The sequence below is a fragment of the Bradyrhizobium sp. CSA207 genome (genome assembly GCF_029051685.1).
Taxonomy (GTDB): Bacteria; Pseudomonadota; Alphaproteobacteria; order Rhizobiales; family Xanthobacteraceae; genus Bradyrhizobium.
On the sequence record NZ_JAACFT010000053.1, the window covers coordinates 1 to 19,870 of the forward strand.

Sequence of the window (19,870 nt, forward strand, 5' to 3'; positions counted from 1 at the left end):
GCTCAACATCGCTTCAGCGATAATAGCCGGGCTCCAGACCCTGATGTTCCGACCAAAAGCTGGTTTCTGCCTGGAATTCGGTTCGCCCGCTTAGTGGGGTACGCAAAACAAATTCCTGCCCAGTCTCTTCGCTCCATCCGGGCTACCGCTTTTCACCGCGCCCCTCCGCGGAACTGCCACCTCGCCCCGGCCGTTATGGTCCCCGGGGCGGCCGCCCGGCCGCGTCAATTCGCTTCTCTTTGCCAGCGAAGTATTCACTCACCCCCGCCACTTTCCGCTAAAATGTCCGATATCCGCGCGCTCCAAAAGTTCTTGCCATGAGGTCAGCCATGAGCTTCCGCCGCGACATCATCACCAAGCCGATCTTCTCCTGGGCACGCGGGGTTTTGCCGGCGATGTCCGACACCGAGCGCGAGGCGCTGGAGGCCGGCGACGTCTGGTGGGATGCCGATCTCTTCGCCGGCCACCCGGACTGGTCGAAATTGCTGAAGGTGCCGCAGGCGACACTGACCGACGAGGAGCAGGCCTTCCTCGATGGCCCGGTCGACGAGCTCTGCGCCATGCTCGATGAATGGAAGATCTTTTGGGAATTGCGCGACTTGCCGCAGGACGTCTGGCACTTCGTCAAGCGCGAGAAATTCTTCGGCATGATCATTCCGAAGGAATTTGGGGGCCGCGGCTTCTCGCCCTTTGCGCATTCGGAAGTGGTGCGCAAGATTTCGACCCGCTCGATCGCCGCCGCAGTCACGGTCATGGTGCCGAACTCGCTCGGGCCGGGCGAACTTCTGATGCGCTTCGGCACCAGGGAGCAGCAGGAGCGCTGGCTGCCGCGGCTGGCCGATGGCCGCGACATTCCCTGCTTCGGCCTCACCAGTCCGGAAGCCGGCTCCGACGCCGCCTCGATGATCGACACTGGAATCGTCTGCAAAGGGAATTTCGAAGGCCGCGAAGTCGTCGGCCTCAGGCTCAACTGGCACAAGCGCTACATCACGCTCGGCCCCGTCGCGACGCTGCTGGGCCTCGCTTTCAAGGCCTATGATCCCGATCGTCTCGTCGGCGATCAGGAGGAGCTCGGCATCAGCGTGGCGTTGATCCCGACCAACCTTCCCGGTGTCGAGATCGGCAAACGCCATTTGCCGTCGATGCAGGTGTTTCAGAACGGCCCCAATTGGGGCCGCGACGTCTTCATTCCGCTCGACTACGTCATCGGCGGCCAGGAGCGATTGGGGCAAGGCTGGAAGATGCTAATGACGGCGCTTGCCGCCGGCCGAGGCATTTCGCTGCCATCGTTATCGGCCGCCGGCGCTGCCTATGCCGCGCGCACCACCGGTGCCTATGCCCGCATTCGCGAGCAGTTCGGCATCTCCATCTCCAAGTTCGAGGGCGTCGAGGAGCCGCTGGCGCGCATCGTCGCCACCGCCTACCAGCTCGATGCGGCGCGGCGGCTCACTTGCGCCGCACTGAATGCCGGGGTTCATCCCGCCGTCATCTCCGGCATCATGAAGCTGCACGCCACCGAGCGGATGCGAACCGCGGTCGACGACGCCATGGACATCCATGGCGGCAAGGCGGTGATCGACGGGCCGCAAAACTATCTCGGCAATCTGCACCGCGCCGTGCCGGTCGGCATCACCGTGGAAGGCGCCAATATCCTGACCCGCAATCTCATCGTGTTCGGGCAGGGCGCGATCCGCGCCCATCCCTATCTGCTCGACGAGATGAACGCGCTGGCCGACACCGACCGCGCCCGCGGGCTCACCGCCTTCGACAAGACATTCTGGAAGCATGTCGGCCACAGTTTTCGGACGTTGTTCCGCGCCTTCGGCCGGAGCTGGACGTCTGGTGCTTTTGCGCCGGCGCCTGACGCCGGTGAGGCGACGCCATTCTATCGCCAGCTGTCGCGCTATTCGGCCGCGTTCGCGCTTTGCGCCGACATGGCGCTGCTCACGCTCGGCGGCGCGCTCAAGCGCAAGGAGATGCTGTCAGCGCGCTTCGGCGACATCCTCTCCGAGCTCTATCTGCTCTCGGCCGCGCTGAAGCGGTGGCAGGATGAGGGCCGGCAGAAGGAGGATTTGGCCGCGCTGGAATGGTGCATGGCGACCGGCTTCAGGACCATCGAGAACAGGTTCGCCGAAATCCTCGCCAATTTGCCCAACCGTTTCGTCGCCGGCTTTCTCAAGTTCGTGGTCCAGCCCTTCGGCGCCCGCGTGCTCGGCCCGAGCGACCGCGTCGTGCACCAATGCGCAAGCCTCGTGCTCGAGCCGTCAGCCGCGCGCGACCGCCTCACGCCCGATCTCGCTTATGTCGACGACGGCGGCGGCTTCGTGCGGCTGGAGCGCGCGTTCAAGCTGGTTGCAGGCACAGATGCCATCGCCAAGCGGATGCGCGCGGCGCATATCGGCGACTGGACGGAGGCCGTGGCCAAGGGAGTGATCACGCAGGCAGAAGGCGAGCAGCTTGCGGCGGCCCGCGAGGCCGTCACAAAAGTGATCGAGGTCGATGATTTTGCGCCGGAGGCGCTGTCGCCGATTTACAAGAAAGCGCCCGATGTGCATCAGTTCTTCCAGGAACTCGGTGAACAGAGGGCGGCGAGCTGATGGCACGACCGGTTTTCATCGTCGACGGCAGCCGAACGCCGTTTCTAAAAGCACGCTCGGGACCCGGGCCGTTCACGCCTGTGGACCTTGCCGTGCAATGCGGCCGGCCGCTGCTGGCGCGCCAGCCGTTTGCGCCCACCGCCTTCGATCAGGTCATTCTCGGCTGCGTCAACGTGATCGCGGACGAGATGAACCCGGCCCGCGTCGCCGCACTCAGGCTCGGCATGGGCGAGGACATGGTCGCTTTCACGGTGCAGATCAATTGCGGCTCCGGCATGCAGTCGATCGATACCGGCTACCGCTACATCCGCGAGGGCCACGCCGACATGATCCTCGCCGGCGGCACCGAGGCGTTGAGCCACGCGCCGCTGGTCTGGCCGAATTCCGGCGTCCGCTGGTTCGCCGGCCTTGCCACCGCCAGGGGCATGGCCGCAAAGCTTGCCGCGGCCTTCAAGTTGCGGCCGCGCTATCTCAAGCCGATCATCGGCCTCGAGCGTGGCCTCACCGATCCCGTCACGGACTTGAACATGGGTCAGACCGCGGAGGTGGTCGGCCATCTCTTCGGCATTACGCGCGCGCAATCGGATGCCTATGCTGCCGAGAGCCATCGCCGGCTCGCACATGCGCAGGCGGAAGGATTTCTGAAGGGTGAGGTCGAGACCGCGTTCTCCCGCGACGGCAAGTTCTTCGATCATGACGACGGCGTGCGGTCGGACTCGTCGTCCGAGACGCTGGCAAAACTAAAGCCGGTGTTCGAGCGCCCCTGGGGCCAGGTCACCGCCGGCAATTCCTCGCAGATCACCGACGGCGCCTCCTGGGTGATCCTCGCCTCCGACGAGGCGGTCGCAAAGTACGGATTGACGCCGAAGGCAGTCATCGTTGACAGCAACTGGGCCGCGCTCGATCCGGGCATCATGGGGCTCGGCCCGGTGATGTCCGCGACGCCGCTTCTGAAGCGCAACAATCTCACCATCAAGGACGTCGAGACCTGGGAGCTGAACGAAGCCTTCGCCACCCAGGTGCTGGGCTGCCTGGCTGCCTGGAACGACGAAAAGTTCTGCCGCGAGATCCTCGGGCTCGACGGCGCCGCCGGCGAGATCGACCGCGACAGGCTCAACGTCGATGGCGGCGCCATCTCACTCGGCCATCCCGTCGGCACCTCCGGCAACCGCATCGTGCTGCATCTGGTCAACGCCATGAGGCGGCTCGGCACGCGGCGTGGGGTTGCCACCGAATGCATCGGCGGCGGGCTCGGCGGCGCCATGCTGATCGAGGCGGTGTGACCATGGACTCGAAGATCATGACCGCATTCGGCGATCGCGTGCTGACGCTTGGGCCTCAGCTTGCGGCCGATAGCCCCTACCGCCACTTCAAGCTGACGCGCGATGCCGACGGTGTCGCCTGGCTGCTGTTCGACCGCGCCGAGACAAGCGCCAACACGCTGTCCTCCGACGTGTTGGAGGAGTTCGACGCCGTGCTTGCGGCGATCGAGACCGAGCGTCCTGCCGGCCTCGTGATCCGCTCGGCAAAGCCGTCCGGCTTCATCGCCGGCGCCGATGTCAACGAATTCCGCGGCGCCAACGATCCCGCAATGGTGGAGACGCGCATCCGCGCCGCGCATGCCGTGGTCGATCATCTGGAAGCGCTGAAGCTGCCGACGGTCGCGGTCATCCACGGCTTCTGCCTCGGCGGCGGGCTCGAGGTCGCGCTGGCCTGCCACTCGCGCATCGCCATCGACGGCGCGCGCTTTGGCTTCCCGGAGGTGATGCTGGGCCTGCATCCGGGCCTCGGCGGCACCGCGCGTTTCACCGCGCTGGTCAATCCGACGCAGTCGATGGCCCTGATGCTGACCGGCCGCACCATCGATGCGCGCCGCGCCAGATCGCTCGGCCTTGTCGATACCGTGACGCAGGAGCGGCACGTCCGCAACGCGGTGAAGGACGCGCTGTTTGGCCGCTTGAAGCGGGCGCGGCCGGGCCTTTTGACGCGCGCGGCGAATTTCGGACCCGTGCGCGGGCTTCTGGCCAAGCGCATGCGCAGCGAAGCGGCGAAGGCGGCATCCCGCGAGCACTATCCAGCGCCTTACGCGCTGATCGATCTCTGGGAGACGCATGGCGGCAGCAAGGCCGCGATGCTCAGGGCCGAGCAGGGCTCGTTCGCCAAGCTGATGGTAACGCCGACCGCGCAAAATCTGATTCGTGTGTTCTTCCTGCGCGAGCAGATGAAGAAGGCCGCCGGCAGCGGCAACACGATCAAGCAGGTCCACGTCATCGGCGCCGGTGCCATGGGCGGCGATATCGCGGCGTGGTGCGCGAGCCAGGGGATGCGCGTCTCGCTCGCCGACATGAAGGCCGAGCCGATCGCCGGCGCGGTGAAGCGCGCGGCCGAGCTCTATGGTAAGATCATCCGCAAACCCACCGAGGTGCGCGACGCGCTCGATCGCCTGATGCCCGACATGGACGGCGAGGGCGTTCGCAACGCGGATCTCATTATCGAGGCGGTTCCGGAAAAGCTCGAGCTGAAGCAGAAGGTCTATGCCGGCCTCGAGCCCCGGATGAAACCGGGCGCGATTCTTGCGACCAACACATCGAGCATCCCGCTCCAGGATCTGCGCACGACGCTGGGGCGGCCGGAGCGCCTCGTCGGTCTGCATTTCTTCAATCCCGTGTCGCGGCTCCAACTGGTTGAGGTCGTCAGCCATGACGGCAACGCCCCTGAGGTGCTGAAGCAGGCGCTTGCCTTCGTCGGCGCGATCGACCGCCTGCCGCTGTCCGTGAAGAGCTCGCCCGGCTTCCTCGTCAACCGTGCGCTGACGCCCTACATGCTGGAAGCGATGGTGATGCTGGACGAGAGGATCGACAAGCGGCTGATCGATGCGGCGGCCGAACAGTTCGGCATGCCGATGGGGCCGATCGAACTCGCCGACCAGGTCGGGCTCGATATTTGTCTTGATGTCGGCGACATGCTCCGCACCAAGTTCGGCGATCTCTTGCCGCCGACGCCGGCCTGGCTGCGCGATAACGTCGCCAGGGGCGAACTCGGCCGCAAGACCGGCAAGGGCTTTTACGTCTGGAAGGACGGCAAGGCGGAGAAGGCGCCGTTGCCCGAGACCGGCCCACGTGTCACCGACCAGATGATCGACCGCCTGGTGCTGCCGATGTCCAACGTCTGCGTTGCGGCTCTTCGCGAAGGTATTGTCGACGATCCCGACATGGTCGACGGCGCCATGATTTTCGGCACCGGCTACGCCCCGTTCCGGGGCGGCCCGCTGAACTATGCGCGTGCACGTGGCGTGGAGAATGTCGTATCCACGTTGCGCGCACTGGCTGAGAGATTCGGCGGCCGGTTCGCGCCCGATCCGGGCTGGGACAATTTCAAGTAAGCAACTGCAAGTGAGCAATTGCAAGTGAGAGAGGCATGAGCGAACAAGGGCACACCGAGCCGAGCGGCGATCTCTGCATCCGCACGCTGGCGATGCCGGCTGACACCAATGCGAACGGCGACATCTTCGGCGGCTGGCTGCTCAGCCAGATGGACGTCGGCGGCGGCGTGTTCGCCTCGAAAGTCGCGAAGTCGCGCACGGTGACGGTCGCGATCGAGGCGATGAATTTTCGCAAGGCGGTCTATGTCGGCGATCTCGTCTCGGTCTACGCCAACCTCGTGCGTGTGGGGCGCACCTCGCTCACCATACATCTCGAAGCCTGGGCACTGCGGCGCAGGGAAGCGCATCCGTTCCTCGTCACCGACGGAAACTTTACCTACGTCTCGATCGACGACCACGGCCGACCGCAGGCGATCAGCCAGACCGATACACGGATCCCGACCTGACCGCGCTGCGTCCGCAGCCGTCGCGTCTTCGCCAAGAACAAGTCATAAAACGGATGAGGTCCCGGCGTACCCAATTGCCTGTCGATTCGGGGTGGAAACGGCCTCAAATGCCCAGGAACCTTTGGGCGGGAGTGTCGTTGTTTGCCCGCACTGAGGAATCCACGGACCATGCCGGACAGCTACATCATCGAAGTCAATTCGCAGACCGCAGGTATCGTCGTTCGTTCTCAGGGGGGCTACTGCTTCTTCGCCTCCTCCCCACGTTTCAACCGTCTCGAAGGCCAGCTCTTCCGCAACGCCCGCGAAGCCGAGCGCGCGGCGCGCAAGCTGGCTAACGGTGAGGTGGAGGAAGCGGCGTAGTTGCCACCCGCTCGTCATTCCGGCGCGCGCAATGCGCGAGCTACGATGCGCAATTGCGCATCTGAGAATCCATTGGGCCGCAAAACATGTCGATGAATGGATTCCGGGCCCGCGCCGTCTGGCGCGTCCCGGAATGACGGCGTCGTTACAACTTCGTTGCGGCGCGCGAGAGCAGCTTCCAGTCGTCGCCCTGCTTCTGCCAGTTCATCAGGATGTGAAGGTTGGTCGGCACTTTTTTCCCGTCGGCCGCCATTTCCTGTTCTGCGACCCAGTGGAAGCGCACGATCGCGGCGGGGCCGACGACCTTGATGGTCCGGTCCTGGTATTCGATCGACAAAAACTTCGATTTGCCGTCGGTGGCGTTGGCGATGAAGGTTGCTTTGTCCTCGACCTTGCCGCTGGAATGGCTGTAGCTCACCTCGTCGGCGCAGAGTGCGCCGAGCGCCTTGGGGTCGGCTGCGATCTGAGCCAGGCGGAACGCCTCGACTTTCTTTGCCACCGCCTCTTCGTCTGCCGAGGCTGCCAGGGCCGGGGTCGCCAAAGCAAGTGCGGAGACGGCCAGGGTCGAGAGAGCCAGACCTGAGATGGAAAGGTCGCGCCGGTTGATCATGTTTCCTCCTTTTTGATCTTGCACCGAGTGTTGCAGCCGCGCTTGGGTTTGTCGAGGGGCACGTCGTGGTTATGCAAGCACTGCATTGCGCATGTCGGCGCGTATTGATACGTCTCGCGCATTGATGAGCAGCGCGCGAAGGAAACACGGAAATGATGCAGGCCGCAGGCAAGGCATTGCTGTTCGATATCGACGGCACGCTAGCCGATACCGATGCCCTTCACCGTGAGGCATTCAATCTGGTGTTTGGACCGCGCGGTCATGTGGTCGATGATGCGCGTTTCAAGAGAGAGATTCAGGGCTTCTCCAACGCCTCGATCGGGGAGCGATTTCTGCCGGCCGAATCGCCGGCGTTCCGCGCGGCCGTCATGGACGAGAAGGAACTGACTTTTCGCAATTTGGTCGCCGGGCGGATCGAGCCTTTGCCGGGGCTGATGACGCTGCTCGACGTCGCGGACGCGGCCGGCATTCCGATGGTCGCGGTCACCAACGCGCCGCGCCTGAATGCTGAGCTGTTGCTGTCGGGGCTGGGCATTACGCATCGCTTCAAGGCGATCGTGATCGGCGACGAGTTGCCGCATGGCAAGCCGCATCCGCTGCCCTATCAGGAAGGACTGCGCTTCGTCGGTGCCAGCGCGCAGGCATCGATCGCGTTCGAGGACTCCCGTTCGGGAGTTCAATCGGCCGCGGCTGCGGGAATACCGACCATAGGCATGCGGACGACCCTCGGCCACGCCGACCTTGTTGCCGCCGGCGCGGTCGCCTCCGCCAGCGCCTACGACGATCCGGAGCTGCTTGCTCGCCTCGCCGCCGCCATGGCATGGTGAGGGCCTCATCCAATAACCGTGATCGGCTCTTGCATTGACCGGCCGCACGAACCGCCGCACCATGGCTCTTTCCTGATTTGAGGCGCTCGCCGTGACCGGACTGACCCATCGCCAAGCCGAAATCCTCAACATCGCGCGCGCCTCCGGCCGGGTGATGGTCGAGGAGCTCGCGCGCCGCTTCGAGGTCTCGGCGCAGACCATTCGCAAGGATCTCAACGATCTCTGCGAACGCCGCTCGCTGACCCGCATCCATGGCGGCGCCATCATCGCCTCCGGCGTCGAGAATCTCGCTTATGAGGCGCGCCGTTTCGTTGCCGCGGAGGAGAAGAAAGCGATTGGCACTGCGGCCGCGTCGCTGATCCCGAACGGCTGCTCGCTGTTCATCAACATCGGCACCACGACGGAGGAGGTCGCGAGCGCGCTCACCTCGCACGAGGATCTGCTCGTCATCACCAACAATCTCAACGTCGCCATGCTGCTCTACCGCCATCCCCGCATCGAGGTGGTGGTCGCCGGCGGCACGGTGCGGCGCGCCGACGGCGCCGTGGTCGGCTCGACCGCGACGCAGCTGATCGGCCAGTTCAAGGTCGACTACGCCATCATCGGCGCCTCCGCGATCGACGAGGAGGGCGCGCTGCTCGATTTCGACTATCGCGAGGTGCAGGTGGCCCAGGCCATCATCGCCAACGCCCGCAGCGTCATGCTGGTCGCGGACTCGACCAAGCTACGCCGCAGCGCGCCGGTCCGCATCGCTCATATCAGCCAGATCCAGACCTTCGTCACCGACCAGGAGCTGCCCGAGCGCCTCGCCACGATCTGCCATAGCAAGGGCATCGAGGTGATGGCGGCGATGCCGAAGGCGGCGGACGAGATCGATGATGCGACGGTCGAGGCTGCGCCGGACGCGGCGCCCCAAGCCGCGCCGGTGGTGCGGCTGCGCTAGGATTTTATGCGTCGTCCCACGGGTTGAGCAGCGGGACGTCGAATGCCGCAAAATCCTTCACATTGCGCGTGACGAGCGTGAGGTTGCTTGCGAGCGCGGTTGCGGCAAAGAAGCCATCCATGACGGACAGCGCAACGCCGCTTTTGCGGCTCTGCGCCATCAGGTCGCCCCAGCGTTCCGCCACCACGTGGTCGATCGGCAGGGTGCGCCCGGCAAAACGCTCCGGCAGATCGTGGGAAAGCCAGGCGGCCAGTGCTGCGCGCCGACGGCCGTCCTCCAGCAGTGCGATGCCGCGGCGAAGCTCGGCGATCGATGCCACGCTGATGAACGCACGATCCTCGTCGATCGTATCAAGCCATGCCAAGACTTTCGGCGAAGGCGCCGGCCTCTGGACCTCCGATAGCACGTTGGTGTCGAGCAGTAGGTTCACGGCATCTCGTCGCGCGGCGCGTCGTGCACGCGTTCAAGCTCGAGGTCGGCGCTGCGCAACGGCGAAGCCAGCAGGAATTCAGCCAGGGTGCCTTTGCGCGTCGTCTTGCGCGCCCATTCCTCGGCGGAAACGATCACCGCATTGGGCTTGCCGTGTCGGGTGATGATTTGCGGGCCCGTCTGGGCACGGTCGATCACCTCCGAGAGCCGGGCCTTGGCGTTGGCAAGCGTCCAGGAGTCGGTCGCCGGTGAGCTAGTGCTGCGTTCTGTCATGCAGTTCAAGACCAATATGACTAGTCCGACTATAATGGTCGTCGACGACCTCAAGAGCAATGGTGCTGCCCGAAATCTCTTGAAGCTGCTCATTTCATCATCCCCACCGCCCAAGAAAAAGTTCCGCCTTTCGCTTCCTTTCTCCTCTCTTTCATCTTGCTTTCGTTTTTCGCTGTGATCTAATCAAAAACGAAAGTAACCGCTCGACGGAACGAGCGGCCGCCGGGGGATGCGTCTGTTGGAGCGTATATTCGACCTCGCCATTATCGGAGGCGGTGTTAACGGCTGCGGCATCGCGCGCGACGCGGTGGGCCGCGGCAACAGCGTTTTCCTGTGCGAAATGAACGATCTGGCCAGCGGGACGTCGTCCTGGTCGACCAAGCTCGTGCACGGCGGCCTGCGCTATCTCGAATATTACGAGTTTCGCCTGGTCCGCGAGGCACTGATCGAGCGCGAGATTCTCTGGGGCATCGCGCCCCATATCATCCGCCCCCTGCGTTTCGTTCTGCCGCATCATTCGGGCCTGCGCCCGGCCTGGCTGCTGCGGCTCGGCCTGTTCCTCTACGATCACATCGGCGGCCGGCATCTGTTGCCGGCGACCCGTTCGGTCGATCTCAGACGTGACGAGGTCGGTCGTCCGCTGATCCCGAATCGCTACACCCGCGCGTTCGAATATTCCGACTGTTTCGTCGATGACGCCCGCCTGGTCGTGCTCAACGCGCGCGATGCCGCCGACAAGGGCGCCGAGATCCGCACCCGCACCCGCGCCAGCGAGATCCGCCAGGCCGACGGCATCTGGACCGTGAGCATGGTCGACACGCTGACCGGTGCCCGCTCGTCGATCCAGGCTCGCGCGCTGGTCAATGCCGGCGGACCCTGGGTCGAGGACGTGCTCGGCCGCGGTGCCGGCGTCAATGCCAAGGCCAAGGTACGCCTGGTGCAGGGCTCGCACATCGTGGTCAAGAAGCTCTACGACCACGACCGCGCCTACATGTTCCAGAACGCGGACGGCCGCATCATCTTCGTCATTCCCTATCAGGACGATTTCACGTTGATCGGCACCACCGACCGCGATTATGATGGCGATCCCTCCAAGGTGAAGGCGACGACCGAGGAGATCCAATATCTCTGCACAGCGGCGAGCGAATATCTGGCCAAGCCGGTGACGCCTGACGACGTGGTCTGGACCTATTCCGGCGTGCGTCCGCTCTATGACGACGGCGCCAGCGAAGCCAAGGCCGCCACCCGCGACTACGTGTTCGAGCTCGACATGCCCGGCGGCGCGCCGCTGCTGTCGATCTACGGCGGCAAGATCACGACCTATCGCCGCCTCGCCGAAGAGGCGCTGGAGCGGCTCGCGCCACATCTTCACAGCGCCAAGGCGCGCGAGGGCTGGACCGGCAAATGGCCGCTGCCCGGCGGCGACATGGGCGTGTCCGATGTCGAAGGCCTGATCGCGGAGCTCCAGCGCGGCTATCCCTTCCTCAGCCACGCGCACGCGCGGCGTCTGGCGCGCGCCTATGGCACCCGTGCCATCAAGCTGCTCGGCGATGCCAAATCGGCAGCCGATCTCGGCCAGCCCTTCGGCGCGACGCTGACCGAGCGCGAGGTCTGCTACCTCATGGCCAACGAATGGGCCGTCACCGCCGAGGACATCGTCTGGCGCCGTTCCAAGCTCGGCCTGCGACTATCTGCTGACGAGATCGCGGGCCTGGACGACTGGATTGCAACCCACGCCGTGCCGCAAAATCCCCTGCTGGAAGCAGGAGGACGCTCATGACTGTGACGCTCGATCACGTGACGCGCTCCGTCGAGGGAGTTCCGCATATTCGCGACGTCTCGCTGACGCTCGAGAGTGGCACGCTCAACGTGCTGCTCGGGCCGACGCTGTCCGGCAAGACCTCGATCATGCGGCTGCTCGCCGGTCTCGACAAGCCGACCGCGGGCAAGGTGCTGGTCGACGGCAAGGACGTCACCGGCGCCGATGTGCGCCAGCGTTCGGTGGCGATGGTCTACCAGCAATTCATCAATTACCCATCGCTCACGGTCTATGAGAACATTGCCTCGCCGCTGCGCGTGCAGGGCAAGCCGCGCGCGGAGATCGAGAAGCGCGTCGCGGAGGCCGCAAGGCTGCTCAGGCTCGAGCCGTACCTGAAGCGCACACCGCTCCAGCTCTCCGGTGGCCAGCAGCAGCGCACTGCGATCGCGCGCGCGCTGGTCAAGGGTGCCGATCTCGTGCTGCTCGACGAGCCGCTCGCCAATCTCGATTACAAGCTGCGGGAGGAGCTGCGGACCGAGCTGCCGCGCATCTTCGAGGCGTCCGGCGCGATCTTCGTCTATGCCACTACCGAGCCGACCGAGGCGCTGCTGCTCGGCGGCAACACGGTCTGCATGTGGGAGGGCCGGGCGCTCCAGATCGGCGAGACGCCCAACGTCTACCGCCGGCCGCAGACGCTGCGGGTTGCGCAGGTGTTCTCCGATCCGCCGCTCAACCTCGTCGGCATCGAGAAGAAGAATGGCTCCGTGCAATATGCGGGAGGCATCGCCGCGCCGGCGTCTGGTCTCTATTCGACGCTGGCCGACGGCGCCTATCGCGTCGGTTTTCGTGCGCATCAGCTTGCGCTCGCCAATGGCGAGACTGACCGCCACGCCTTCCATGCCACGGTGACGGTGACCGAGATCACCGGTTCGGAGAGTTTCGTGCATTTGACCCGCGACGGATCGAATTGGGTTGCGGTGCTTCACGGCGTGCACGAGTTCGAGCCCGGCCAGACCATCGATGCCGTGCTCGATCCCAACGACGTTTTTGTCTTCGATGCTGCTGACCGGCTGGTCGCGGCACCGGGCAATTCTTGAGGGGGATGCGCCATGGCCCGCATTGACCTCGTCGACCTCGCCCACTCCTACGGCGGCAATGATGCGCCGCAGGACAGCTTTGCGCTGAAACCGGTGACCATGACCTGGCGGCAGGGCGGCGCCTATGCGCTGCTCGGGCCGTCCGGCTGCGGCAAGACCACGCTGCTCAACGTCATTTCCGGCATCATCACGCCGTCCCGCGGAAGAATCCTGTTCGACGGCGACGACATCACACCGCTGTCAACCCAGAAGCGCAACATCGCCCAGGTGTTCCAGTTTCCGGTGATCTACGACACCATGACGGTGGGGCAGAACCTGGCGTTTCCGTTGAAGAATCGCGGCGTGCCAAGGGCCGAGATCGACAAGCGCGTCGCCGAGATCGGCCGTCTGCTCGATCTCGAACCCTATCTCAATCGCAAGGCCACGCGCCTCACCGCCGACGCCAAGCAGAAGATCTCGCTCGGCCGCGGTCTCGTCCGCTCCGACGTTGCCGCCGTGCTGTTTGACGAGCCCCTGACGGTAATCGATCCCGAGCTGAAATGGCAGCTCCGCTCGAAGCTGAAGGCGCTGCATCGCGAGCTCGACCTCACCATGATCTACGTCACCCACGACCAGACCGAGGCGCTGACATTCGCCGATACCGTGGTCGTCATGCATGACGGCCGGGTGGTGCAGAGCGGCACGCCGGCCGAGCTGTTCGACAAACCGGCGCACACCTTCGTCGGCTATTTCATCGGCTCGCCCGGCATGAACATCCTGCCGGCCGAGGTGAGGGGACGCGAAGCGCGGATCGGCGGCCATGTCATTGCGCTCAACCGCAGCTATGACAGCCTGCCGGCGGGCGCGAAGATCGAGATCGGCGTGCGTCCGGAATTCGTCGATGCGGTCACGCCGGCACCCGGCCTGCTGACCGCGAAGATCGATCGCATCGACGATCTCGGCCGCATCCGCTTCGCGCGCGTCCGCGTCGGCGATGCCAAGCTCGCGGCGCGCTCGCCGGCGGGCTTTACCAGCTCGGACGGCACGGCCGGGCTGAAATTCGATCCGTCGCACGTTCACGTCTATGCCGACAGCCTTCTGGTGGAGGGAGCCGCCTGATGGACAAGACCGTCAACCAAAAAGCCTGGTTCCTGGTAGCGCCGGTATTCCTGGTCGTCGCCTTCTCGGCGGTGCTGCCGCTGATGACGGTGGTGAACTATTCGATGCAGGACACCTTCGGCAACAACCAGTTCTTCTGGAATGGCGTCGGCTGGTTCAAGGAGCTGCTCGATCCCTCGACCGATCTCGGCGGCCGCTTCCTGGCCTCGCTCGGGCGCAATCTGTTCTTCTCGCTGGTGATCCTTGCCATCGAGGTGCCGCTCGGCATCGTCGTCGCGCTGTCGATGCCGCGCCAGGGTTGGACGGTGGCGGCCTGTCTCGTCATCCTCGCACTGCCACTGCTGATTCCGTGGAACGTGGTCGGCACGATCTGGCAGATTTTCGGCCGCCCCGACATCGGCCTGCTCGGCTATGTCCTCAACGCCATCGGCATCGACTATAATTACGTCTCCAACGACATCGACGCCTGGGTCACCGTGATCGTGATGGACGTCTGGCACTGGACCAGCCTGGTTGCGCTGCTCTGCTATGCCGGGTTGAAGTCGATTCCGGAGGCCTATTACCAGGCCGCGCAGATCGACGGCGCCTCGCGCTGGGCCGTGTTCAACGCGATCCAGCTGCCCAAGATGAACCGTGTGCTGCTGATCGCGGTGCTGCTGCGCTTCATGGACTCGTTCATGATCTACACCGAACCCTTCGTCGTCACCGGTGGCGGGCCGGGCAACTCGACCACCTTCGTGTCGATCGAGCTCGTCAAGATCGCGCTCGGCCAGTTCGACCTCGGCAAGGCCGCCGCGCTGTCGCTGGTCTACAATCTGATCATCCTGATCGTCTGCTGGATCTTCTACACCGTCATGACCAATGCCGGCGCCGAGCGCAAAGTCCAGGCGGAGAGCGAGCCGGCGGTGGATTTCAAGGCTTCGGCCGGGCTCAAGCCCGTGCCCGCACTCAAGCCAAAGGAAGGAGTGGCCTGATGCACTCAATTCCCGGCCGCCGCGTCATCATGGCGCTGTTCCTGGTCTTCCTGCTGCTGCCGATCTACTGGCTCGTCAACATGAGCTTCAAGACCAACGCCGAGATCGTCTCGACGATGACGTTGTGGCCGCACGCGCCGACGCTGCAGCACTACAAGCGCATCTTCACCGACGAGAGCTGGTATTCCGGCTATATCAACTCGCTGGAATACGTCGTCCTCAACACCATCATCTCGATCTCGGTGGCGCTGCCGGCGGCCTACGCGTTCTCGCGCTACCGCTTCCTCGGCGACAAGCATTTGTTCTTCTGGCTGCTGTCGAACCGCATGGCGCCGGCGGCGGTCTATGCGCTGCCGTTCTTCAACCTCTATTCGGCGATCGGGCTGTTCGATACGCCCTGGGCGGTCGCGCTCGCGCACTGCATCTTCAACGTGCCGCTGGCGGTGTGGATCCTCGAAGGCTTCGTGTCCGGTGTGCCGCGCGAGATCGACGAGACCGCCTTCCTCGACGGCTATTCCTTCCCGCGCTTCTTCATCAAGATCCTGGTGCCGCTGATCGCAAGCGGCATCGGCGTCGCCGCCTTCTTCTGCTTCATGTTCTCCTGGGTCGAGCTGCTGCTCGCGCGGACGCTGACCTCGGTGCAGACAAAGCCGATCGCGGCGATCATGACGCGCACGGTGTCGGCGGCCGGCATGGATTGGGGCTTGTTAGCTGCCGCAGGCGTGCTCACCATCATTCCGGGCGCGCTCGTGATCTGGTTCGTCCGCAATTATATCGCGAGCGGCTTCGCGCTCGGCCGGGTCTAGGCGCATGATCCCGAAAAATGGAAGCCGGTTTTCGGACCAGATCATGCGCAAGGAGTAGGGCTTATGGAATCCATCGCATGGATGGCCTGGACGCTGCCGACCGCGATTTTCTTCGCGGCGCTCGCCTGCACGCTCGCCGTGATGACCTGGCTCGCCGCGGTCTATCCCGAGGCCGAGCGCGTCGGCGTGCTGCGCATTCCGACCACGCGCGGCGATCGCCTGTTCATCTCGCTGATCACGGCTGCGGTCATCCATCTCTTGTGGATCGCCTTCGTCGGCACCGACGCGCTGGCCACGCTACCAATCGGCGAGGAGGGCATTGAGATTTCGCGCCTGTGGCTCGCATCAGGAATTTCGCTTGTCACGGCCGTGCTCATTTTTCGCACGGTCTAGCTCGCGAAGGGACGGCCAGATCCGGGAGCAACCCGGGCCTGTATAAAGTTTGTCGCTGCAACGGAGGAACAACATGCGGCAGTTTAGGAGAAGGGAACGTCCATTGACCAAGAGCAATTTTCTGACCATGTCGAGCGCCGCCGCGCTTATCGCGGTGTCGTTCGCCGTCTCGGCGCCGGTCCGCGCCGCCGACGACGCTGCGATCCAGAAGTGGATCGCGGAATTCCAGCCCTCGACGCTGTCGAAGGAAGACCAGAAGAAGGAGCTGGAGTGGTTTGCCAAAGCCGCCGAGCCCTTCAAGGGCATGGAGATCAACGTCGTCTCCGAGACCATCACGACCCACGAATATGAGTCGCAGACGCTGGCCAAGGCGTTCTCCGAACTTACCGGTATCAAGCTCAAGCACGACATCATCCAGGAAGGTGACGTGGTCGAGAAGCTGCAGACCCAGATGCAGTCCGGCAAGAACGTCTATGACGGCTGGATCAACGACTCCGATCTGATCGGCACGCACTTCCGCTACGGCCAGACCATCGCGCTGTCGGACTACATGACCGGTGAGGGCAAGGACGTCACCGACCCCATGCTCGAGGTCAACGACTTCATCGGCAAGTCCTTTGGCACCGCACCGGACGGCAAGCTCTATCAGCTGCCCGACCAGCAGTTCGCCAACCTCTACTGGTTCCGCTACGACTGGTTCACCAACCCCGACTACAAGGCCAAGTTCAAGGCCAAGTATGGCTACGAGCTCGGCGTGCCCGTGAACTGGTCCGCCTATGAGGACATCGCCGAGTTCTTCACCAACGACATCAAGGAGATCAACGGCGTCAAGGTCTACGGCCATATGGACTATGGCAAGAAGGACCCCTCGCTCGGATGGCGGTTCACCGACGCCTGGCTGTCGATGGCCGGCAACGGTGACAAGGGCATTCCGAACGGTCTGCCGGTCGACGAGTGGGGCATCCGCATGGAAGGCTGCCGTCCGGTCGGCTCCTCGGTCGAACGTGGTGGCGACACCAACGGCCCGGCCGCGGTCTACTCGATCACGAAGTATCTGGACTGGATGAAGAAGTATGCTCCGCCGCAGGCGCAGGGCATGACTTTCTCCGAATCTGGTCCGGTGCCGGCGCAGGGCAATATCGCCCAGCAGATGTTCTGGTACACCGCCTTCACCGCCGACATGGTGAAGCCGGGCATCGCCGTGATGAACGCGGACGGTACGCCGAAGTGGCGTATGGCTCCATCGCCGCATGGCGCGTACTGGAAAGAAGGCATGAAGCTCGGCTACCAGGACGCTGGTTCCCTCACGCTTCTGAAGTCGACCCCCGCGGATCGCCGCAAGGCGGCCTGGCTCTATCTCCAGTTCATCGTCTCGAAGACGGTGTCGCTGAAGAAGAGCCATGTCGGTCTCACCTTCGTCCGTGAGTCCGACATCTGGGACAAGTCGTTCACGGAGCGAGCGCCGAAGCTCGGCGGCCTGATCGAGTTCTACCGCTCGCCCGCGCGCGTGCAGTGGACCCCGACCGGCAACAACGTGCCCGACTATCCGAAGCTGGCGCAGCTCTGGTGGCAGAATATCGGCGATGCGTCGTCCGGTACAAAGACGCCGCAAGCTGCGATGGACTCGCTTGCCGCAGCTCAGGACTCCGTCATGGAACGCCTGGAGAAGTCAGGCGTGCAGGGTGCTTGCGGTCCGAAGCTGCACAAGAAGGAAACGGCCGAGTACTGGTTCGCCAAGGCCCAGAAGGACGGCACGATTGCTCCTCAGCGCAAGCTCGCCAACGAGAAGCCGAAGGGCGAGACGGTCGACTACGACACGCTGATCAAGTCGTGGCCGGCAACCCCGCCCAAGCGCGCCTCGCTGCAGTAAGATACATCTCATAACCACGAAAGGCCGGGAGAAGTCCCGGCCTTTTTTCTTTTCGCCTGGCGCACCGCGCTCTCGATTCCCCTCCGCTGTCATCGTCCGCCTTGTGCGCACTTGCGCACTGGGGCGGACGATCCAGTACGCCGCGGCCCCTCGATTGAATCGCTCTGCCGGTGGTTACTGGATGCCCCGCCTGCGCGGGGCATGACAGCGTATGATTTGACGAGATTACTCCGCCGCCTCGGCCGCTTCCAGCGCCGGATAGTCCGTATATCCCTTCGCGTCGCCGCCGTAGAACGTGTTCTTGTCCCAATCGTTCAGCGGCGCACCCTTTTTCAGACGCTCGACCAGATCGGGGTTGGAGATGAACGGCTTGCCGAATGCGATCAGATCGGCGGCGCCGGCATCCAGCACCTTGGTCGCGAGATCGAAGTCGTAGCCGTTGTTGGCGACATAGGCGCCGGAGAAGCGCTTGCGCAGGCCCGCATAGTCGAACGGCGCGATGTCGCGCGGGCCGCCGGTGGCGCCCTCGACGACATGGAGATAGACCAGCTTCAGGGCGTTGAGCCCGTCGACGATATGGTCGTACAAGGCTTGCGGGTTTGAATCCGAGATATCGTTGGCCGGTGTCACCGGCGAAATGCGGATGCCGGTGCGATCGGCGCCGGCCTCGGCGGCAACTGCCTTCGAAACCTCCAGCATCAGCCGCGCGCGGTTTTCGATGGAGCCGCCATAGGCATCTAGGCGCTTGTTGGTCCCGTCCTTGGCGAACTGCTCGAGCAGATAGCCGTTGGCGCCGTGGATCTCGACGCCGTCGAAGCCGGCTTCCAGCGCATAGCGCGTCGCGCGCTTGAAATTGTCGATGATCCCTGGAATTTCGGAAAGCTCGAGCGCGCGGGGCTCGGAGACGTCGGCGAAGGTGCCGTTGACGAACGTCTTGCCCTTGGCGCGGATCGCGCTCGGCGCCACTGGGGCGGCGCCATTGGCCTGAAGCGCAACATGCGAGATGCGGCCGACATGCCAGAGCTGGATGAAGATCTTTCCACCGCGCTCGTGGACGCGGTCGGTGACCTTGCGCCAGCCGGCGGCCTGCTCCTTCGTGTAGATGCCCGGCGTGTCCTGATAGCCCTGGCCCTGCTGCGAGACCTGGCTCGCTTCGGTGATCAGCAGGCCCGCAGAGGCGCGCTGGCCGTAATAATCGGCGGCGAGCGGACCCGGCACGAAGCTGCCGGGCACGGCCCGGTTGCGCGTCAACGGCGCCATTACGAAACGGTTCGCAAGCGTGATCGGGCCGAGCTTGTAGGTCTCGAACAATTTGGTCGGACGGCTCATGGGATTGCTTCCAGGCAATGAGAGGTCCCGAACACTTGTGCATTGCGGCAACCAGTGCAAGGGAAGAGCCATACGGAAAGTGCAGGCGAGCTACGCGGCAAGGTCCGCGTAGCATAATTCATGTGCAATTTGGGCCACGGCAGCGGGTTTTCGCTGCCGCCCCATCGAGGCTCAGTTCGCGCCGAGGAAGTCGCGCTTGCCGATCTCGACGCCGTTGTGACGCAAGATGCCATGGGCGATCGCGGCGTGGAAATAGAAGTTCGGCAGCGAGAATGCGCTCAGGAATTGCTGCCCCTTCATGGTAATGGATTTGTCGGGACCGGCCGGGAACGTGACGTCCTTGGCATCGGCGCCCTCGAACTGCTCCGGCTTGAACGATTTCACGTAGTCGATCGTCTTTGCCAGCCGCTGCTTCAATTCGCCAAAGCTCGTCTCGGTGTCGGGGCTTGAGGGTACCTCACTGTGGGTCAGCCGCGCGCAGCCTTTGCCGGCGAAATCGCTGACGAGCTGGATCTGTTTCGAAAGCGGCAGCATGTCTGGGAAGAGGCGGGAGCCGAGCAGGACGGCGGGGTCGACCTTCTTGGCCGCGCAATGCGCTTCTGCCTTGGTGAGCAGGCCGATGAGGCTGTTCAGCATTTGCAAATAAGCGGGGACGACGGCGTCGTAAAAGGACATGT

General features: G+C 64.1%; 19 protein-coding genes. 14 read left to right on the top strand and 5 right to left on the bottom strand.

Going from position 1 to position 19,870, the window contains the following annotated elements; translation table 11 throughout:
* Positions 1-329: 329 nt before the first annotated feature.
* From GWG65_RS36955 to GWG65_RS36975, 5 genes are all read left to right on the top strand, one after another.
* Complete coding sequence (locus GWG65_RS36955; protein ID WP_275200326.1) at positions 330-2,597, top strand: acyl-CoA dehydrogenase; 2,268 nt, start codon at positions 330-332, stop codon at positions 2,595-2,597.
* Positions 2,597-3,880, top strand: a complete 1,284-nt coding sequence (locus tag GWG65_RS36960) for an acetyl-CoA C-acetyltransferase (RefSeq protein ID WP_275200327.1) — start codon at positions 2,597-2,599, stop codon at positions 3,878-3,880. Before GWG65_RS36955 ends, GWG65_RS36960 begins: the two co-directional genes overlap by 1 nt.
* A gap of 2 nt (positions 3,881-3,882) precedes the next feature.
* On the top strand, positions 3,883-5,979 hold the full coding sequence (locus tag GWG65_RS36965; RefSeq protein WP_275200328.1) for a 3-hydroxyacyl-CoA dehydrogenase NAD-binding domain-containing protein: 2,097 nt from the start codon (positions 3,883-3,885) through the stop codon (positions 5,977-5,979).
* 35 nt (positions 5,980-6,014) lie between these two features.
* Positions 6,015-6,425 carry an acyl-CoA thioesterase gene (locus GWG65_RS36970; RefSeq protein WP_275200329.1) on the top strand — a complete coding sequence of 137 codons (411 nt, stop codon included), beginning with the start codon at positions 6,015-6,017 and terminating at the stop codon, positions 6,423-6,425.
* A gap of 168 nt (positions 6,426-6,593) precedes the next feature.
* Positions 6,594-6,785, top strand: a complete 192-nt coding sequence (locus tag GWG65_RS36975) for a hypothetical protein (protein WP_275200330.1) — start codon at positions 6,594-6,596, stop codon at positions 6,783-6,785.
* A gap of 145 nt (positions 6,786-6,930) precedes the next feature.
* On the opposite strand, the gene GWG65_RS36980 is transcribed toward GWG65_RS36975, so the two are convergent.
* Positions 6,931-7,395, bottom strand: coding sequence for a nuclear transport factor 2 family protein (locus GWG65_RS36980; protein ID WP_275200331.1), 465 nt, complete (start codon positions 7,393-7,395; stop codon positions 6,931-6,933).
* A gap of 152 nt (positions 7,396-7,547) precedes the next feature.
* Here GWG65_RS36980 and GWG65_RS36985 point away from each other — a divergent pair, with 152 nt between their 5' ends.
* Positions 7,548-8,222, top strand: a complete 675-nt coding sequence (locus GWG65_RS36985) for an HAD-IA family hydrolase (RefSeq protein ID WP_275200332.1) — start codon at positions 7,548-7,550, stop codon at positions 8,220-8,222.
* A 91-nt stretch (positions 8,223-8,313) separates the two neighbouring features.
* Complete coding sequence (locus tag GWG65_RS36990) at positions 8,314-9,165, top strand: DeoR/GlpR family DNA-binding transcription regulator (protein WP_275200333.1); 852 nt, start codon at positions 8,314-8,316, stop codon at positions 9,163-9,165.
* A 4-nt stretch (positions 9,166-9,169) separates the two neighbouring features.
* On the opposite strand, the gene GWG65_RS36995 is transcribed toward GWG65_RS36990, so the two are convergent.
* Together GWG65_RS36995 and GWG65_RS37000 are read right to left on the bottom strand one after the other, a co-directional pair.
* Complete coding sequence (locus GWG65_RS36995) at positions 9,170-9,595, bottom strand: type II toxin-antitoxin system VapC family toxin (RefSeq protein WP_275200334.1); 426 nt, start codon at positions 9,593-9,595, stop codon at positions 9,170-9,172.
* A complete protein-coding gene (locus tag GWG65_RS37000; RefSeq protein WP_275200335.1) occupies positions 9,592-9,867 on the bottom strand; it encodes a type II toxin-antitoxin system Phd/YefM family antitoxin in 276 nt (91 codons plus the stop codon). Before GWG65_RS37000 ends, GWG65_RS36995 begins: the two co-directional genes overlap by 4 nt.
* Before the next feature lie 229 nt (positions 9,868-10,096).
* On the opposite strand from GWG65_RS37000, the gene glpD reads away from it, so the two are divergent.
* The 7 genes from glpD (at position 10,097) to GWG65_RS37035 (ending at position 17,864) form a co-directional block, all read left to right on the top strand.
* Positions 10,097-11,647 (top strand): glycerol-3-phosphate dehydrogenase, encoded by a 1,551-nt coding sequence (gene glpD, locus GWG65_RS37005; protein WP_275200336.1) that lies wholly within the window; start codon positions 10,097-10,099, stop codon positions 11,645-11,647.
* Positions 11,644-12,723 (top strand): ABC transporter ATP-binding protein, encoded by a 1,080-nt coding sequence (locus tag GWG65_RS37010; RefSeq protein ID WP_275200337.1) that lies wholly within the window; start codon positions 11,644-11,646, stop codon positions 12,721-12,723. The genes glpD and GWG65_RS37010 overlap by 4 nt, the downstream gene beginning before the upstream one ends.
* A 12-nt stretch (positions 12,724-12,735) precedes the next feature.
* On the top strand, positions 12,736-13,821 hold the full coding sequence (locus GWG65_RS37015; protein ID WP_148743781.1) for an ABC transporter ATP-binding protein: 1,086 nt from the start codon (positions 12,736-12,738) through the stop codon (positions 13,819-13,821).
* Positions 13,821-14,795, top strand: coding sequence for a sugar ABC transporter permease (locus tag GWG65_RS37020; RefSeq protein ID WP_275200338.1), 975 nt, complete (start codon positions 13,821-13,823; stop codon positions 14,793-14,795). The genes GWG65_RS37015 and GWG65_RS37020 overlap by 1 nt, the downstream gene beginning before the upstream one ends.
* Positions 14,795-15,601 (top strand): carbohydrate ABC transporter permease, encoded by an 807-nt coding sequence (locus GWG65_RS37025; RefSeq protein ID WP_275200339.1) that lies wholly within the window; start codon positions 14,795-14,797, stop codon positions 15,599-15,601. The genes GWG65_RS37020 and GWG65_RS37025 overlap by 1 nt, the downstream gene beginning before the upstream one ends.
* A gap of 63 nt (positions 15,602-15,664) precedes the next feature.
* Positions 15,665-15,994, top strand: coding sequence for a DUF2160 domain-containing protein (locus tag GWG65_RS37030; protein WP_275200340.1), 330 nt, complete (start codon positions 15,665-15,667; stop codon positions 15,992-15,994).
* A 127-nt stretch (positions 15,995-16,121) separates the two neighbouring features.
* Positions 16,122-17,864: an ABC transporter substrate-binding protein gene (locus tag GWG65_RS37035; protein ID WP_275200359.1), complete on the top strand. Its 1,743-nt coding sequence runs from the start codon at positions 16,122-16,124 to the stop codon at positions 17,862-17,864.
* Positions 17,865-18,089: 225 nt separating this feature from the next.
* Here the strand turns inward: GWG65_RS37035 and GWG65_RS37040 are convergent, their stop codons facing one another.
* Positions 18,090-19,193 (bottom strand): alkene reductase, encoded by a 1,104-nt coding sequence (locus tag GWG65_RS37040; protein ID WP_275200341.1) that lies wholly within the window; start codon positions 19,191-19,193, stop codon positions 18,090-18,092.
* Positions 19,194-19,364: 171 nt separating this feature from the next.
* Entirely contained in the window at positions 19,365-19,868 is a 504-nt protein-coding gene (locus GWG65_RS37045) for a DUF1993 domain-containing protein (RefSeq protein ID WP_275200342.1), read from the bottom strand.
* Between the last annotated feature and the right edge of the window lie 2 nt (positions 19,869-19,870).

Excerpts from the sequence above, each read along its gene's own strand:
- GWG65_RS37030 (WP_275200340.1), top strand. The coding sequence starts at position 15,665 with ATGGAATCCATCGCATGGATGGCCTGGACGCTGCCGACCGCGATTTTC.
- GWG65_RS37010 (WP_275200337.1), top strand. The coding sequence starts at position 11,644 with ATGACTGTGACGCTCGATCACGTGACGCGCTCCGTCGAGGGAGTTCCG.
- GWG65_RS36975 (WP_275200330.1), top strand. The coding sequence starts at position 6,594 with ATGCCGGACAGCTACATCATCGAAGTCAATTCGCAGACCGCAGGTATC.
- GWG65_RS37045 (WP_275200342.1), bottom strand. The coding sequence starts at position 19,868 with ATGTCCTTTTACGACGCCGTCGTCCCCGCTTATTTGCAAATGCTGAAC.
- GWG65_RS36970 (WP_275200329.1), top strand. The coding sequence starts at position 6,015 with ATGAGCGAACAAGGGCACACCGAGCCGAGCGGCGATCTCTGCATCCGC.
- GWG65_RS37025 (WP_275200339.1), top strand. The coding sequence starts at position 14,795 with ATGCACTCAATTCCCGGCCGCCGCGTCATCATGGCGCTGTTCCTGGTC.
- GWG65_RS36955 (WP_275200326.1), top strand. The coding sequence starts at position 330 with ATGAGCTTCCGCCGCGACATCATCACCAAGCCGATCTTCTCCTGGGCA.
- GWG65_RS37000 (WP_275200335.1), bottom strand. The coding sequence starts at position 9,867 with ATGACAGAACGCAGCACTAGCTCACCGGCGACCGACTCCTGGACGCTT.
- GWG65_RS37020 (WP_275200338.1), top strand. The coding sequence starts at position 13,821 with ATGGACAAGACCGTCAACCAAAAAGCCTGGTTCCTGGTAGCGCCGGTA.
- GWG65_RS36965 (WP_275200328.1), top strand. The coding sequence starts at position 3,883 with ATGGACTCGAAGATCATGACCGCATTCGGCGATCGCGTGCTGACGCTT.
- GWG65_RS36960 (WP_275200327.1), top strand. The coding sequence starts at position 2,597 with ATGGCACGACCGGTTTTCATCGTCGACGGCAGCCGAACGCCGTTTCTA.
- GWG65_RS37015 (WP_148743781.1), top strand. The coding sequence starts at position 12,736 with ATGGCCCGCATTGACCTCGTCGACCTCGCCCACTCCTACGGCGGCAAT.
- GWG65_RS36985 (WP_275200332.1), top strand. The coding sequence starts at position 7,548 with ATGATGCAGGCCGCAGGCAAGGCATTGCTGTTCGATATCGACGGCACG.
- GWG65_RS36980 (WP_275200331.1), bottom strand. The coding sequence starts at position 7,395 with ATGATCAACCGGCGCGACCTTTCCATCTCAGGTCTGGCTCTCTCGACC.
- GWG65_RS37035 (WP_275200359.1), top strand. The coding sequence starts at position 16,122 with ATGTCGAGCGCCGCCGCGCTTATCGCGGTGTCGTTCGCCGTCTCGGCG.
- glpD (WP_275200336.1), top strand. The coding sequence starts at position 10,097 with ATGCGTCTGTTGGAGCGTATATTCGACCTCGCCATTATCGGAGGCGGT.
- GWG65_RS37040 (WP_275200341.1), bottom strand. The coding sequence starts at position 19,193 with ATGAGCCGTCCGACCAAATTGTTCGAGACCTACAAGCTCGGCCCGATC.